Source organism: Nonomuraea sp. NPDC001636, from assembly GCF_040298265.1.
In the GTDB taxonomy this organism is placed as follows: domain Bacteria; phylum Actinomycetota; class Actinomycetes; order Streptosporangiales; family Streptosporangiaceae; genus Nonomuraea.
Genome location: NZ_JBEOZT010000001.1, coordinates 528,738 through 542,462, shown reverse-complemented (window position 1 = coordinate 542,462; position 13,725 = coordinate 528,738). Strand labels below are relative to the sequence as shown.

Below are 13,725 nucleotides of genomic sequence, written 5' to 3'. Positions count from 1 at the left end.
GGTGGCACTGATGATCGCCGAGCGGGTAGTCATGCCCCATGACGACTTCCCAGACGACGTCGCCGGACCTGGCTCCCCGGCGGCGGCGCAGGTGGCGATACGCGGCGGGGTTCCTCGTCCTGGCGGTCCTGCTCGTGGTGGGCGGCCGGCTGGCCTGGACCTGGCTCAACCCGTTCGGAGAGCAGACCGTCGACCGCAGCCAGCCGGTGCTGCTGCAGTCCATCAAGGACCTCAGCCGGTTCGAGGCGGCCACGGGCACCTTCCAGGTCGTCGTCGACCTGGAGAAGGACGCCAACTTCCTGCCCGACGCGGTCAAGGGCACCCGCACGCTGTTCGTGGGCGCGGGCGGCGTCGACGCCTACGTCGACTTCTCGGCCATGGGGGCGGGCGCGGTGACCGTGAACAAGGAGCGCACCGAGGCCACCGTCCGCCTCCCGCGCGCCCAGCTGGAGAAGCCCAACCTGGACAACAGCCGCTCGTACGTGTTCGCCCAGCAGCGCGGCCTGCTCGACCGCGTCCAGGACTTCCTGTCGGGCTCCCCGGGCGACCAGCGCGAGCTCTACCTGCTGGCGGAGAAGAAGATCACCGAGGCGGCCGTGGCCAGCGACCTGCGGGCGCGGGCCGACGCCAACACCAGGTCGATGCTCACCGGCATGCTCAAGTCGCTCGGGTTCGCCAAGGTGACCGTGAAGTTCACCGACGAGCCCTGACGGGCCGCCTTACCCTGCCTGCGGACCGCTCCACCTCGGGTGGGGCGGTCCGTCCGCGTTCCCGCCTAGGTATGCCGAGGCGTGCTTAGTTCATGGGCGCGTCTGCCTAGGTACCTCCCTACCTGCCCGAACCCCGGCAGATAGGACATCCGCCCGATGTGGCGGGAGGGGCCTTAGGAGGAGTCTTAAGAGTGCAGGGAACAAGGAAACACGAAACAGCAGGAGCATCGGATGAACGCCGAACTCGAGTACTCCGTCATGCAGCACCACGCCGCCGAACTCCGTCGGGCCGCCGCCGAGCAGCGGCGCGTACGGGAAGCGCTGAAGGGACAGCGTTCCGAGCGTCGCCACCGCTCGGTCTTCGCCAAGTTCCTGGCTTCATGACCGTCCACAAGCAGCCCGGCCGCATCCTCCCTCGCGGCCGGGCTGAGATGCCCCCTTAGGGGGCGCGTCCGGCGCCGGATTCCTGGCCGGCCCGAGCGCAGCGTCAGCGACACCCCGGTCCGTTCCTGGTGGACCGGGGTGTCGCGCGTTCACGCCGTACGTCGCGGGGGCTCGTACGGCGTCTGGAAGACACTGACGGAAGATGTCAGGGATCGGCGCATACCGTCCGGGCATGGACAACAGCTTCGACTTCTTCGTCGGCACCTGGACCTCACGGCAGCGGCGGCTGCGCAAGGTGCTGGCCGGCAGCGACGAATGGTACGAGTTCACCGGCCGCACCAGGTGCTGGAGCGTCCTGGACGGCGCGGGCAACATCGACGAGGTCACCTTCCCCAGCCAGGGCTCGGCCGGGGTGACCCTACGCCTGTACGACAAGACGGCCGGCACCTGGTCGCTCTACTGGGCCGGCAGCGCCACGGGCATGTCCCTGCCGCCCGTCGTGGGCCGCTTCGACGACACCGGAGTCGGCCTGTTCACCTGCGACGACGTGTACGACGGCAGGCCGATCAAGGTCGCCTACGTCTGGTCGGACATCACCGCCGAGTCGTGCCGATGGGAACAGCGCTTCTCCCCCGACGGCGGGACGACCTGGGAGACCAACTGGACGGCCGAGTTCACCCGCGCCTCCTGAATCCTTTCCGGGGGTCGGCGCCTCTCATGTCCGTACAACGGAACGAGACAATGGGAGACCGTCATGGTGATCGGCATCGCGGCCGGGGTTGCGGCGCTACTGATCTGCACGTGTGTCGTCGTACTGCGGCGAAGGAGCAAGGAACGTGGCTGACCCGCAGCGCCTCGGCACGGTCGCCGGGCCCGGCGCGCCGGCGCCGGGCGGCGGCGGGCGCGCCTGGTCGGACGAGCAGCTGATCGACGCGGCCCGGGCCGGCGACGCCGACTCGATCGCCGCGCTGGTGTCGGGCGCCCACCCGCACGTGCGGCGCTTCGCCCACACGCTGTGCGCCACGCCGGAGGACGCCGAGGACGCCGCCCAGGAGGCGCTGATCGTCCTGTACCGCAAGATCGGCACCCTGCGCGCGTCCGGAGCGCTGGCCTCGTGGATGTTCCGGATCATCCGCAACGAGTGCATCAGGCGGGCCCGCCTGATGCTGCGTCCTGCACCACCCACCCCCTCCTCGGCCGCCGTGCGGTCGGCCGAGGAGGAGATGTTCGAACGGCTGGAGGCCGCGCGGGTGGCCGAGGCCATCGCGGCACTCCCCGCCGACCAGCGGCGGGTGCTCATCATGCGGGACGTCCAGGGGCTCAGCGGCCGCATGGTCGCCGACGCCCTCGGGCTGAGCGTCCCGGCGATGAAGTCCCGCCTGCACCGCGCCCGCGCGACCGTGCACGGCCTGCTGTCGCGAGGAGCCCTCCATGACTGAGCCCACCGCGGGGACGTCACTGCCCCGCCACCTGGCCCGCGGCGCGCTGGGCTTCGGCGCGCTGATCGCCTCGGTCGCGCTGATCCCGTGGACCGGGCCGGTCAGCCTGGTGCTCGCCGTCGTCGGCGCGATCGCCCTGCGCGGCTGCCCGGCGTGCTGGGTGATGGCGCTGGTGCAGCTCGTCTCGATGGGACGCATGCAGCGCCGGTGCACCGACGGCGTGTGCGAGCTGGTCCCGGCGGGCGGGCGGCACACGGGCAAGGGCGCGGCTCATTGACCGCGCCCTGACCGGCGACCGCGCGCGGGGGGCGGGAGACGGGCCCACCCGACGACAGCGGCCGGGTGGGCCCGGACGGGTCAGGGCACGCGGATGATCAGCGCGTCGCCCTGCCCGCCGCCGCCGCACAGACCGGCCGCCCCGAGGCCGCCGCCCCGCCGCTTCAGCTCGTACGCCAGCGTCAGCACGATCCGCGCCCCCGAGGCCCCGATCGGGTGCCCGAGCGCGATGCCGCCGCCGTTGACGTTCACCTTGTCCAGCGGCACGCCGAGCTCCTTGGCCGACTGCAGGACCACGCTCGCGAACGCCTCGTTGATCTCGATCAGGTCGAGGTCGTCGGCGGTCAGCCCCTGCTTGGCCAGCGCGTGCTTGATGGCGTTGGCCGGCTGCGACTGCAGGGACGCGTCGGGCCCGGCCACGTTGCCGTGCCGGCCGATCTCCGCCAGCCACGGCAGCCCGAGCTCCTCGGCCTTGGCCTTCGACATGACCACCACGGCGCACGCGCCGTCGGAGATCTGCGAGGCCGACCCGGCGGTGATGGTGCCGTCGGCGGCGAAGGCCGGGCGCAGCTTGGCCAGCGTCTCGGCGGTGGTGTCGCCGCGGATGCCCTCGTCCTCGCGGACGATCACCGGCTCGCCGCGGCGCTGCGGGATCTCGACCGGGACGATCTCCTCCTCGAAGACGCCGTTCTTGGTGGCGGCGGCGGCGAGCTGGTGTGAGCGGGCCGACAGGGCGTCCTGCTCGTCGCGGGCGATGCCGAGCCGGGCGTTGTGCCGCTCGGTCGACTCGCCCATCGCGCACTGGTCGAAGGCGCAGAACAGGCCGTCGTGGGCCATGGAGTCGACCACGTCGGAGCCGCCGTACTTGACGCCCTTGCGCAGGCCCGGCAGCAGGTGGGGGGCGTTGGTCATGGACTCCATGCCGCCCGCGACCACGATGTCGAACTCGCCGGCGCGGATGAGCTGGTCGGCCAGGGCGATGGCGTCGAGGCCCGACAGGCAGACCTTGTTGACGGTCAGCGAGGGCACGGTCATCGGGATGCCGGCCTTGACGGCGGCCTGGCGGGAGGGGATCTGGCCCGCGCCCGCCTGGAGCACCTGACCCATGATCACGTACTCGACGGCCTCGGGGGCCACTCCGGCACGTTCCAGGGCGGCTTTGATGGCGATGCCGCCCAGCTCCACGCCGGACAGCCCGGACAGGGCGCCGAGCAACTTGCCGATGGGGGTACGAGCTCCGGCGACGATGACGGAACTGGACATTGGCGGCGGCCTCCTGTGCTCACGAGGGGTTCTTTGACACCATACCCACGAGTAGGAGCTCGCCCGCTATGGAGGTAGGCCACACAATGTTCATGCGCATCGACCACATCGGGATCGCCTGCCACGACCTGGAGGAGAAGATCGCGTTCTTCTCGGAGACGTTCGAGCTGACCGTCGTGGCCCGCGAGGTCAACGAGGCGCAGGGCGTCAAGGAGGCGATGCTGCACATCGCCGACGGCGAGGGCGGGGGCTCCTACATCCAGCTGCTGGAACCGCTCTCCGACGATTCGCCGGTGGGGAAATTCCTCGCCAAAAGGGGCGAAGGTGTCCACCATGTGGCATTTGGGGTTTCCGACGTCGCCGAGGCCATGACTAAGATCAACGAGAAGGGCGTGAGGGTGCTGGACGAACGTCCGCGTCACGGTTCGATGGGGTCGCAGATTGCGTTCCTGCACCCCAAAGATGTGGGAGGAATGCTCACCGAGTTGGTCCAAGCGGCCTCGCGCTAGCAAACGGAAATATCGTACATAAGTAACTAGTCACGCAGAAAGCTGGACGGGGCCCGAAGGTGGCACCAGCGGAGTACGCTGGCTTCCCACCGGACAGGGAGCCTGCCGTGAGGCACAGGCTCCTGGCTCGGCTGCCCCGAACCCCCCGTCCGGCCCGTGTAGCCGTCTCGACAACCCAGGATCGAGCCTCCATGCAGTCCGACATCGACGCCCAGCTCAACAACTTCTTCGAGGACGCCCCGGCACGCGAGTTCGACGTCGTGCTCAGGGGCTACGACCGGCACCAGGTGCACGACCACCTCAAGCAGCTCGACCTGGAGCTACGCCAGTCCAGGGAGCAGGTCACCAACCTGCAGCGCGATCTGTCCGACTCCCAGCGCCAGCTGCAGGAGCAGGAGCGTCCGACGTACTCCGGTCTCGGCGCCCGCATCGAGCAGTTGCTGCGTCTGGCCGAGGAGCAGGCCACCGAGCTCGTGCAGGCCGCCCGGACCGAGGCCAACGAGATCAAGGCCGCCGCCAAGGTCGAGGCCGCCGACCTGCGGGCCGCCGCCGAGGCCGAGGCCGCCGAGAAGCGGGCCCAGGCCACGCGGGAGAGCGACGACATGCGCTCCACCGCCGAGCGGGACGCCGAGGAGATCCGCTCCACCGCCCGCCGCGAGGCCGACGAGCTGACCAACACCACCGAGCGCGAGGCCGCCAAGCTGCGGGCCACCGCCGACCACGAGGTGGCCGAGAAGCGGGCCGACGCCGAGCGCGAGATCGCCAAGCTGCGCACCACCACCGAGCGCGAGGTGGCGCAGCTGCGCGCCTCGACCAAGCGCGAGCGCGACGAGGTGCTGACCACCGCCAAGCGGCAGGCCGACGAGATGCGCGCGCAGGCTCAGCGGGTGCTGGAGGAGTCGGAGGCCAAGCGGGCCCAGGACGAGGCGGAGTTCGAGATCCAGCTCGCCTCCCGCCGGGAGGAGGCCGAGCGCCAGGAGGCCGAGCGCCACGCCACCGCCCAGGCCAACACGCAGAAGATGGTGGCCGAGGCCGAGCAGCGGGCCGCCACGGCCGAGTCGCGCGCCACGAAGGCCACCCAGCAGGCCGAGCAGACGCGCCGCGAGGCCGACCTGCACGCCAAGCAGCTCGTCGCCAACGCCCGCAAGAGCGCCGAGACGATCATGTCGGAGGCCAAGACCAGCGCCGAGACGATCGTCACCGAGGCGAAGAACGACGCCGAGCGCACCCGCACCACGATGCAGCGCCAGGTCGACGAGCTGACCAGGCAGCGCGACAGCATCACCAGCCACCTGGCCCAGCTGCGCCAGCTGCTCGGCGGCGCCGCCCTGCCGGGCCTGGAGCCGGAGCCCGCGGTCGCCGCGGCCCCGGCCAAGCCGGCCATCGCCGCGCCGGCCGCCGAGCCGGTCGCGCCGCCCACGACGCCCGCTCCCAAGGTCGAGGCCAAGAGCGAGGACGACGCGGAGTGGTGGCAGGAGTGACGGCGGGCTAGACGGGAGACCGCACACGGGGGCAGCGAAACGATTGGAGAGAGAGCCTGGTGACCTTGGGTCGCTAGGCTCTCTTTCTGTTTCCCCGACACCTCCCGTCCCCCTAGGAGCCCCCCGTGTCCGCAGAAACCGAGCCCAGGACCGCCGAGGAGGCCGGGGCGCCCCAGGAGCCCGGTCCCGCAGAGGAGCAGGGGGCCGCCGAGGAGCCGGCGCCGTACGGGCTGCCGGGCAAGCCGTTCGCCCGCGGGCCGTTCCTGTTCGGGCTGGTGGGCGGGCTGGGCGTGCTGACCGCCATCGCGCTCGCGCAGATGATCGAGAAGTCGCTCAGCACGATCATCCTCATCGTCGTGGCGATGTTCCTGGCCGTGGGCCTCAACCCGGCGGTGGAGGCGTTGCAGCGGCGCGGCCTGGGCAGGCGGCCGGCGATCTCGATCGTGTTCACCGGGGTGGTCGTGGCGTTCGCGCTGTTCGGCCTGGCCGTGGTGCCGCCGGTCAGCCAGCAGTTGTCGGAGTTCATCGCGGCCGTGCCCGGCTACATCACCGACCTGAGCAACCATCCGACGGTCCGCCAGATCGAGGCCGAGTACCACGTGCTGGAACAGGTGCGCCAGTTCGTGACCAGCACGCTCGGGCCCGCGCTGGCCAGCGGCATCATGGGCGCGGGCCTGGTGGTGCTCAACGGCGTGTTCACCACGGTGACGCTGCTGGTGCTCATGCTGTACTTCCTCGGCTCGCTGCACACGATCAAGGAGTACCTGCTCAAGCTCGTCCCGGCCTCGCGCCGGCCGCGTACGTCGGCCATCACCGAGCAGATCCTCACCGGCATCGGCGGCTACGTCGCGGGCAATGTGCTCATCTCGGTCATCGCGGGCGTGCTGACCTGGATCTTCCTGTCGATCGCCGGGGTGCAGTACGCGCTCGCGCTCGCCCTCGTCGTGGCCCTGACCGACCTGATCCCGCTGGTGGGCGCCACGATCGGGGCGGTGCTGGTCACCGGGGTCGCGCTGCTGCAGTCGCTGCCCGCCGGCATCGCCTGCGCCATCTTCTTCGTGGTCTACCAGCAGATCGAGAACTACTTCATCTACCCCAGGGTGATGAAGCGCTCGGTGGACGTGACGCCCGCCGTGACGGTGATCGCCGCGCTGTTCGGCGGCGCCCTGCTCGGCATCGTCGGAGCGTTGCTGGCGATCCCGGTGGCCGCCGCCATCGCGCTGATCATCCGGGAGATCGTGCTGCCCCGCCAAGCTCGGTCCTGAGGAACTCGGCCACCATCGCGTTGAACGCCTCCGGCTGCTCGACCGCGCTCAGGTGACCGGCCTTGGGGATGACCTCCAGCCTGCCCTCGGGCGCGGCCCGCGCCATGGCCTCGGCGTCGGCGGGCGGTGACAGCTCGTCCTCCTCCCCCACGACGATCAGCAGGGGCACCTTCAGCTCGCCCAGCGTGCCGAAGGAGTCGGGGCGCGCGGCCATGGCCCGTTGCGCCCAGGCCACGGCCCCCGGCGGGGCCGACTGCACCAGGCCCTTGACCCGGCCGAACACCATGGCCCTGCGTTCCTTGGTCGTGGGGCCGATGAGCGCCGGCAGCACCTCGCTGACCAGCACCTCGCTCCCCTCGTCCAGCACGGCGCGGGCGATGCGTTCCCGGTTGTCCCTGGCGGCGGGCGGGTCGGTGCCGGCCTTGGTGTCGGCCAGGACCACGCCCAGCACCCGGTCGGGGTGCCGGCGGCAGAACGCCATGGTCACGTAGCCGCCCATCGACAACCCGCCGACCACCGCCCGGTCGATGCCCTCGTCGTCGAGCAGCCGGGCGACGTCGTCGGCCATCAGATCGAGGGAGGGCTCGTCGTCGCCCAGCCGGGAGCCGCCGAACCCGCGCAGGTCGGGGGTGATGACCCGGCAGACCGTCGACAGCCCTTCGCGCTGGGCCAGCCACATCGCCGACGACAGTGGGAACGCGTGAAGCAGCACAACCGGGAGTCCGCTCCCGGCCGATCTCGTGTAGAGCTGCACGGACCACACGGTAGCCGGGTTCACGGAGACATTCACTTATTGACCTATGCCGGTATACCGGGATAAGCCCGCCCGGCGTCTTAATGGGCTCAGCCGATCGCGGTGGCCCCGCCGTCGACGAACAGCACCTGCCCGGTCATGTACGCCGACGCCTCCCCGGCCAGGAACACGGCCGGCTGGGCCATCTCCTCCGGCGTCCCCCAGCGCCGCATGGGCACGCCCGCCACGGTGGCCGCGGCGGCGGTCTCGTCCTGCCACAGGTTGCGGTTGAGGTCGGTGGCCGTCCAGCCGGGGCACAGGGCGTTGACCCGGACGCCCGCCGGCGCCCACTCGGCCGCGAGCGTCTTGGTCAGGGCCACCAGCCCGGCCTTGGCGGCGGCGTACGGGGCGAGCAGCGGAGCGCCGCGGGCCGCCACCGAGGCCACGTTGATCACCGAGCCGGAGCCGCGGCCCAGCAGGTGGGGCGCGACGGCGTGGCAGACGGCCATGGCGGAGTCGAGGTTGAGCCGCATCAGCTTGTCCCAGCCGGACAGGCGCAGGTCCTTGAACTCAACCAGGAAGTTCGAGCCGCCGGCGTTGTTGACGACGACGTCGAGGTGCCCGAGCCCGTCGATCGAGGCGGCGACGGCCGCGGCGGCCGCCTCGCGGTCGGTGAGGTCGGCCGGGATCACGACGGCCCGCCTGCCGAGCGCCTGGACCTCCTTGGCCACCTCGGCGAGCGGCTCGGCCGACCTGCTGACCAGGGCGACGTCGGCGCCCGCCGCGGCGTAGGCGAGCGCGATGGCCCGCCCGATGCCCTTCGACGCCCCGGTGACCAGAGCCGTCCTGCCGGACAGGTCGAACGCGCCCACACTGCCTCCTCGCTCGGAACCGAACAAGATTCTACAAATCTTGCCCGGCCCGCGCTATGCCCGTACCGCCCCAAATCACGACAGGACGGGCGCCGCGGGTGCGGCCGGGGCCTGCGGCGCGGCCGGCAGCCTCGCCCCTCGCGGCAGCAGCGACTCGCACGCCCTGACCGCCGCCCCGTACGTCGCCGACAGCGCGTCCACCCGCTCGCCGTCGATGCTGAGGTTGATCAGCCCGTCCTCGGAGACGGTGACCCCGGGGAAGTCCGGCAGCCCGTGCGCCCGCACGCAGGCGGTGAACGCCTTCCCACCGTCGCCCGGCCCGCTCTCCCCGTACGACGCCGCCGCCCCGCCCGCCACGGCGGCGAAGACCAGGGCGGCCAGGGCCACCCGCCTGATGGTCGAACCCTTCATGATGACTCCTCCGTTTCGTCCGACGCTCCCAGCGAACCCCGCCCCCGGTTACCGCCCGGGAACGACGGCGGTTACCCCGCTGTAACCCCGCTCTGGGCATGCTGGGCGGACCATGAGGGTGCTGATCGTCGAAGACCACGAGGAGCTCGCCCACACCGTGGCCGCCGGCCTGCGCCGCGAGGGCATGGCCGTCGACGTGGCGCTGGACGGGCCGGCCGGGCTGGAACGCACGTCCGTCAACGACTACGACGTGGTCGTGCTCGACCGCGACCTGCCCGGCCTGCACGGCGACGACGTGTGCCGCAGCCTGGCCGCCGGCGGCCATCCGGCGCGGGTGCTGATGCTCACCGCCGCCGGGACCATCGACGACCGGGTGAGCGGGCTGGGCATCGGGGCCGACGACTACCTGCCCAAGCCGTTCGCGTTCGCCGAGCTGGTGGCCAGGGTCCGGGCGCTGGCCAGGCGGGCGCGTCCGGCGCTGCCCGCGGTGCTGGTCCACGGCGGGCTGCGGCTCGACCCGGCCACGCGGGTGGCCACCCGCGACGGACGCCGGCTGGCGCTCAGCCCGAAGGAGTTCGCGGTGCTGGAGCTGCTGCTGTCGGCGGGCGGCGCGGTCGTCTCGGCCGAGCAGCTGCTCGAACGCGGCTGGGACGAGTTCGCCGACCCGTTCACCCAGACCGTGAAGGTCACGGTCAGCCGGTTGCGCCGCAAGCTCGGCGACCCGCCGCTGATCGAGACCGTGCCGCAGGCCGGGTACCGGATGGCCGGCCCCGCGCGGGCACCGGACCCGGACGGAGGTGCCCCGGCGTGCGGCGGACCGTACGGCTGCGGCTGACGCTGCTCTACAGCGGCCTGTTCCTGGCCGCCGGGCTGCTGCTGGTCGCCCTGATCTACCTGCTGGTCGCCCACTCGCCGTTCCCGGCCGCGCCGGCCGCGCCCGTCCTGCCCGGCGGGCCCGGCCAGGTGGTGCCGCCGCCGCGGGTGGACGTGGCGTACCTGGCCGAGCAGCAGGCGGCCGGGCTGCGCAGGCTGCTGGTCAACTCGGCGATCGCCCTGGTGGTCATGGCGTTCGCGTCGGTGCTGCTGGGCCGGTTGACGGCCGGGCGGGTGCTGCGCCCGTTGCGGGACATGACGGCGACCGTCCGGCGCATCACGGCCGACCGGCTCGACCGGCGGCTGGCCGCCTCCGGCCCGCACGACGAGCTGAAGGAGCTGGCCGACACCTTCGACGACCTGCTCGACCGGCTGGAGGCCGCCTTCACCGCGCAACGCCGCTTCGTGGCCAACGCCTCCCACGAGCTGCGCACCCCGCTGACCCTGCAACGCGCCATGGCCGAGGTCGCGCTGGCCGACCCCGACGCCGGCGCCGCCGAGCTGCGCCGCGTCCTCGACCGCCTGCTGGCCGCCGGCCGGCACCAGGAACGGCTCATCGAGGCGCTGCTCGTCCTGGCCAGGAGCCAGCAGGGGCTGGACCACCGGGAGCCGCTGGACCTGGCCGCCGTCGCCGGGCAGGCGCTCGACCGGCGGCCGGACTCACCCCTGCGGGTCGAGGCGGCGCTGCGGCCCGCGCCCGCCTCCGGTGACCGCGCCCTGCTCGAACGCCTGGTCGTGAACCTGCTGGACAACGCGGCACGGCACAACGTGCCGGACGGCTGGATCTCGGTGACCACCGGCGTGCGGGCGGGCCTGGCCACGCTCAGCGTCGCCAACAGCGGCCCGGTGATCCCGCCCGACCGGGTCGCGACGCTGCTCCAGCCGTTCCAGCAGCTGGCGGGCGGCCGCCGGGCGGTCGGCGACGGGCTGGGGCTCGGCCTGTCGATCGTCGCCGCCGTCGTCCAGGCCCATCACGGCACGCTGGAGGTGGTCGCGCGGCCGCAGGGCGGGCTGGAGGTGACCGTCAGATGTCCGTCGGCAGCGGGTACGCCTCCGGATTGACCCGCCGGACGATCTCGTTCAGCACGATCCGGACGTAGGGCTCGCCCACCCACAGGTGCTTGGCGCCGTCGACCCCGATGACCTCGGCCTGCGGCACCCTGGCGAAGCGCCGCCGGGCCTCCTCCGGACGCAGGTAGTCGTCGAACTCGGGCACCATCGCCACCAGCGGCCGGCCGAACCGGGCCCAGGCGTCGAGGTCGTCGTCGGTGGCCCTGTGGAGCGGCGGCGAGAGCAGGATCGCCCCCTCGACCAGGGGGTCGTGGGCCCACTTCAGGGTCAGCTCGGTGCCGAAGGACCAGCCCACCACCCACACCCGCGGCAGGTCGTTGAACTCGGCGTACTCCAGCGCCGCCGCCACGTCGAACCGCTCGCCCTCGCCGCCGTCGAACGCGCCCCCGGAGGTGCCGCGCTCGGAGCTGGTGCCGCGCGTGTTGAAGCGCAGCACGGCGAGGTCGGCGAGCGCGGGCAGCCGGTTGGCGGCCTTCTTGTAGACGTGGCTGTCCATGAACCCGCCGTGGGTGGGCAGCGGGTGCAGGGTCACCAGGGTCGCCACGGGCGGCCGGTCGAGGGGCTGGGCCAGCTCGCCGACCAGGGTCAGGCCGTCGGCCGTCTGCAGCTCGATCGGTTCACGCCTGGCGGGCAGCACGGTGGCCGCGCGAATCTCCACGGGGGTCCTCCTAGTAGCGGCTGCGGCCGGGGCCGCGGTCGAGTCTCTTGCGCCAGCAGGCCGGATGCCAGTGGCGGCGCTCCTCGTCGCCGCCCGGCCAGTCGGGCCAGGCGACCAGGTGCGGCCTGCCGCCCAGGATCTCCTGGTCGCAGCCGGGGCAGCGGTAGGTCTTGGTCGAGGACGCGCCCGTGAGCATGCGCACCTTCCAGTCGCCGTCCGGCCATTGCTCCACCTTGTCGGTGCCGGTGGGAAGGCCGAGAGGGCGGGAGTCGTCCCTCCGGCGGGCGCGGCGGGGGCTCATGAGCGGGGGAACTCGCTCACACCGGCCGTGACGAGCTGGTCGAGCAGGGGGGCGGGGGCGAAGGCGGGCTCGCGGTACTCGGCGTACAGGGCCCTGAGGCCGTCGCGGACCCTGGCCAGGCCGAGGTAGCCCAGCATCTCGAACGGGCCGGCCGGGTAGCCGCAGCCCAGCCGCATGGCGGCGTCGATGTCGGCGATGGAGGCGTAGCCGGCGTCGTACATGCGGACGGCGTCGTTGAGGTAGGGGAACAGCAGGGCGTCGGCCACGAACCCGGCCCGGTCCTTGCACGAGACGGGCACCAGACCGGCGACCCGCATCAGGTCGCGCGCCGCCTTGGCGGCCCCGGGCGAGGTGAGCGCGGTGCCGGCCAGCTCGGCCACCTTGTCGCCGACGACGTGCACGCCGACCATTCTGGTGGGGTCGGACAGGCGTACGGCGTGCTCGATCACCGGACGGTCGGTGCAGCGCAGCACGGTGTCGGGCGCGTCGGACGGCCCGAACCCGGAGGCCCGCAACCGCTCGCCGAGCCCGTGGACGTCGGGCCCGTCGATGCCGAACGTGATGACCGTGGACTTCTCCGGCTCCTTGGGCGGCTCCTGCGGCCCGTAGAAGCCGTGGCCGCTCTTGCGGCCGAGCCGCCCGGCGGTGACCAGCTCGCGCAGCAGCGGCGAGGGCGCGTGCCGGCGGTCGCGCGTCTCGTCGAACAGCACCTCCATCACCTCGTACGCGGTGTCGAGCCCGATCAGGTCGAGCAGCGCGAACGGCCCCATCGGCAGCCCCACGCCCAGCCGCATGGCGTCGTCGATGCCGTCGCGCGTGGCGATGCCCAGCTCCAGCAGGACGGCGGCGTGGTTCAGATAGGGCAGCAGCAGCCGGTTGACCACGAACCCGGCCCGGTCGCCCGCCGGCACGGCGGTCTTGCCCAGCCGCCCGGCCAGCTCGCAGATCTCGGCGACCACTCCGGGCGCGGTCACCACCGTGCCCACGACCTCGACCAGCCGCATCACCGGCGCCGGGTTGAAGAAGTGCATGCCGACCACGCGGCCGGGCCGGCCCGTGGCGGCGGCGACGGCGGTGACCGGCAGCGAGGAGGTGTTGGTGGCCAGCACCGTCTCGGGCTTGCAGATCCGGTCGAGGTCCTGGAACAGCGAGATCTTCAGGTCGAGCACCTCGGGGATCGCCTCGATCACGAGGTCGGCCTCGCGCAGGTCCTCGCGCGAGGTGGTCAGCGTGATGCGCCCCAGGATCTCGGCCCGCTGCCCGTCGGTCAGCTTGCCCCGGTCGGCCGCCCTGGCCGTGGAGCGCTCGACGTGCCCGCGCCCCCTGGCCAGCGCCTCCACGTCGGCCTCGACGCCGATCACCCGGAGCCCGGCACGCGCGAAGACCTCGGCGATCCCGGCGCCCATCGTGCCGAGCCCGACAACTCCCACCGTTTCAAACGCCATGCGACCAGTTTTCCAGAGCCGCTAAGGTGGACCG

The 13,725-nt window shown here is 72.4% G+C and carries 16 protein-coding genes and 1 pseudogene; 10 read left to right on the top strand and 7 right to left on the bottom strand.

Annotated elements, in window-relative coordinates:
* Positions 1–38: 38 nt before the first annotated feature.
* The 5 genes from ABT158_RS02490 (at position 39) to ABT158_RS02470 (ending at position 2,810) form a co-directional block, all read left to right on the top strand.
* Positions 39–710, top strand: a complete 672-nt coding sequence (locus tag ABT158_RS02490; protein WP_352350054.1) for a DUF4230 domain-containing protein — start codon at positions 39–41, stop codon at positions 708–710.
* A 231-nt stretch (positions 711–941) separates the two neighbouring features.
* A complete protein-coding gene (locus tag ABT158_RS02485) occupies positions 942–1,094 on the top strand; it encodes a hypothetical protein (RefSeq protein ID WP_352324303.1) in 153 nt (50 codons plus the stop codon).
* A 232-nt stretch (positions 1,095–1,326) separates the two neighbouring features.
* Complete coding sequence (locus ABT158_RS02480; protein ID WP_352350052.1) at positions 1,327–1,785, top strand: hypothetical protein; 459 nt, start codon at positions 1,327–1,329, stop codon at positions 1,783–1,785.
* Between the two features lie 145 nt (positions 1,786–1,930).
* Complete coding sequence (locus ABT158_RS02475; RefSeq protein ID WP_352350050.1) at positions 1,931–2,533, top strand: RNA polymerase sigma factor; 603 nt, start codon at positions 1,931–1,933, stop codon at positions 2,531–2,533.
* Positions 2,526–2,810: a hypothetical protein gene (locus ABT158_RS02470; RefSeq protein WP_352350048.1), complete on the top strand. Its 285-nt coding sequence runs from the start codon at positions 2,526–2,528 to the stop codon at positions 2,808–2,810. Before ABT158_RS02475 ends, ABT158_RS02470 begins: the two co-directional genes overlap by 8 nt.
* 80 nt (positions 2,811–2,890) lie before the next feature.
* Here the strand turns inward: ABT158_RS02470 and ABT158_RS02465 are convergent, their stop codons facing one another.
* Positions 2,891–4,072 carry an acetyl-CoA C-acetyltransferase gene (locus ABT158_RS02465; RefSeq protein WP_352350046.1) on the bottom strand — a complete coding sequence of 394 codons (1,182 nt, stop codon included), beginning with the start codon at positions 4,070–4,072 and terminating at the stop codon, positions 2,891–2,893.
* An 86-nt stretch (positions 4,073–4,158) separates the two neighbouring features.
* Here ABT158_RS02465 and mce point away from each other — a divergent pair, with 86 nt between their 5' ends.
* The 3 genes from mce (at position 4,159) to ABT158_RS02450 (ending at position 7,327) form a co-directional block, all read left to right on the top strand.
* Positions 4,159–4,581: a methylmalonyl-CoA epimerase gene (mce, locus tag ABT158_RS02460; protein WP_352350044.1), complete on the top strand. Its 423-nt coding sequence runs from the start codon at positions 4,159–4,161 to the stop codon at positions 4,579–4,581.
* 191 nt (positions 4,582–4,772) lie between these two features.
* Entirely contained in the window at positions 4,773–6,062 is a 1,290-nt protein-coding gene (locus tag ABT158_RS02455) for a DivIVA domain-containing protein (protein ID WP_352350042.1), read from the top strand.
* A 125-nt stretch (positions 6,063–6,187) separates the two neighbouring features.
* Positions 6,188–7,327, top strand: a complete 1,140-nt coding sequence (locus ABT158_RS02450) for an AI-2E family transporter (RefSeq protein ID WP_352350040.1) — start codon at positions 6,188–6,190, stop codon at positions 7,325–7,327.
* Here ABT158_RS02450 and ABT158_RS02445 read toward each other — a convergent pair.
* From ABT158_RS02445 to ABT158_RS02435, 3 genes are all read right to left on the bottom strand, one after another.
* Complete coding sequence (locus tag ABT158_RS02445) at positions 7,287–8,039, bottom strand: alpha/beta fold hydrolase (RefSeq protein WP_352350038.1); 753 nt, start codon at positions 8,037–8,039, stop codon at positions 7,287–7,289. The genes ABT158_RS02450 and ABT158_RS02445 overlap by 41 nt on opposite strands.
* A gap of 131 nt (positions 8,040–8,170) precedes the next feature.
* Positions 8,171–8,932, bottom strand: coding sequence for an SDR family NAD(P)-dependent oxidoreductase (locus ABT158_RS02440; RefSeq protein WP_352350036.1), 762 nt, complete (start codon positions 8,930–8,932; stop codon positions 8,171–8,173).
* Between the two features lie 75 nt (positions 8,933–9,007).
* Positions 9,008–9,343 (bottom strand): hypothetical protein, encoded by a 336-nt coding sequence (locus tag ABT158_RS02435; protein WP_352350034.1) that lies wholly within the window; start codon positions 9,341–9,343, stop codon positions 9,008–9,010.
* Between the two features lie 112 nt (positions 9,344–9,455).
* On the opposite strand from ABT158_RS02435, the pseudogene ABT158_RS02430 reads away from it, so the two are divergent.
* Positions 9,456–10,106: pseudogene (locus ABT158_RS02430) on the top strand (response regulator transcription factor); the annotation flags it as partial.
* A 44-nt stretch (positions 10,107–10,150) separates the two neighbouring features.
* Positions 10,151–11,278 carry a sensor histidine kinase gene (locus ABT158_RS02425; RefSeq protein WP_352350032.1) on the top strand — a complete coding sequence of 376 codons (1,128 nt, stop codon included), beginning with the start codon at positions 10,151–10,153 and terminating at the stop codon, positions 11,276–11,278.
* On the opposite strand, the gene ABT158_RS02420 is transcribed toward ABT158_RS02425, so the two are convergent.
* The 3 genes from ABT158_RS02420 to ABT158_RS02410 are packed head-to-tail and all read right to left on the bottom strand — an operon-like array spanning position 11,241 to position 13,691.
* Positions 11,241–11,945 carry an alpha/beta hydrolase gene (locus ABT158_RS02420; RefSeq protein WP_352350030.1) on the bottom strand — a complete coding sequence of 235 codons (705 nt, stop codon included), beginning with the start codon at positions 11,943–11,945 and terminating at the stop codon, positions 11,241–11,243. The genes ABT158_RS02425 and ABT158_RS02420 overlap by 38 nt on opposite strands.
* A gap of 10 nt (positions 11,946–11,955) precedes the next feature.
* On the bottom strand, positions 11,956–12,246 hold the full coding sequence (locus tag ABT158_RS02415; RefSeq protein WP_352350028.1) for an Rv1322 family protein: 291 nt from the start codon (positions 12,244–12,246) through the stop codon (positions 11,956–11,958).
* Entirely contained in the window at positions 12,243–13,691 is a 1,449-nt protein-coding gene (locus ABT158_RS02410) for a 3-hydroxyacyl-CoA dehydrogenase family protein (protein WP_352350026.1), read from the bottom strand. Before ABT158_RS02410 ends, ABT158_RS02415 begins: the two co-directional genes overlap by 4 nt.
* Positions 13,692–13,725: the final 34 nt, after the last annotated feature.

Excerpts from the sequence above, each read along its gene's own strand:
- ABT158_RS02490 (WP_352350054.1), top strand. The coding sequence starts at position 39 with ATGACGACTTCCCAGACGACGTCGCCGGACCTGGCTCCCCGGCGGCGG.
- ABT158_RS02485 (WP_352324303.1), top strand. The coding sequence starts at position 942 with ATGAACGCCGAACTCGAGTACTCCGTCATGCAGCACCACGCCGCCGAA.
- ABT158_RS02480 (WP_352350052.1), top strand. The coding sequence starts at position 1,327 with ATGGACAACAGCTTCGACTTCTTCGTCGGCACCTGGACCTCACGGCAG.
- ABT158_RS02470 (WP_352350048.1), top strand. The coding sequence starts at position 2,526 with ATGACTGAGCCCACCGCGGGGACGTCACTGCCCCGCCACCTGGCCCGC.
- ABT158_RS02465 (WP_352350046.1), bottom strand. The coding sequence starts at position 4,072 with ATGTCCAGTTCCGTCATCGTCGCCGGAGCTCGTACCCCCATCGGCAAG.
- mce (WP_352350044.1), top strand. The coding sequence starts at position 4,159 with ATGTTCATGCGCATCGACCACATCGGGATCGCCTGCCACGACCTGGAG.
- ABT158_RS02455 (WP_352350042.1), top strand. The coding sequence starts at position 4,773 with ATGCAGTCCGACATCGACGCCCAGCTCAACAACTTCTTCGAGGACGCC.
- ABT158_RS02435 (WP_352350034.1), bottom strand. The coding sequence starts at position 9,343 with ATGAAGGGTTCGACCATCAGGCGGGTGGCCCTGGCCGCCCTGGTCTTC.
- ABT158_RS02415 (WP_352350028.1), bottom strand. The coding sequence starts at position 12,246 with ATGAGCCCCCGCCGCGCCCGCCGGAGGGACGACTCCCGCCCTCTCGGC.
- ABT158_RS02410 (WP_352350026.1), bottom strand. The coding sequence starts at position 13,691 with ATGGCGTTTGAAACGGTGGGAGTTGTCGGGCTCGGCACGATGGGCGCC.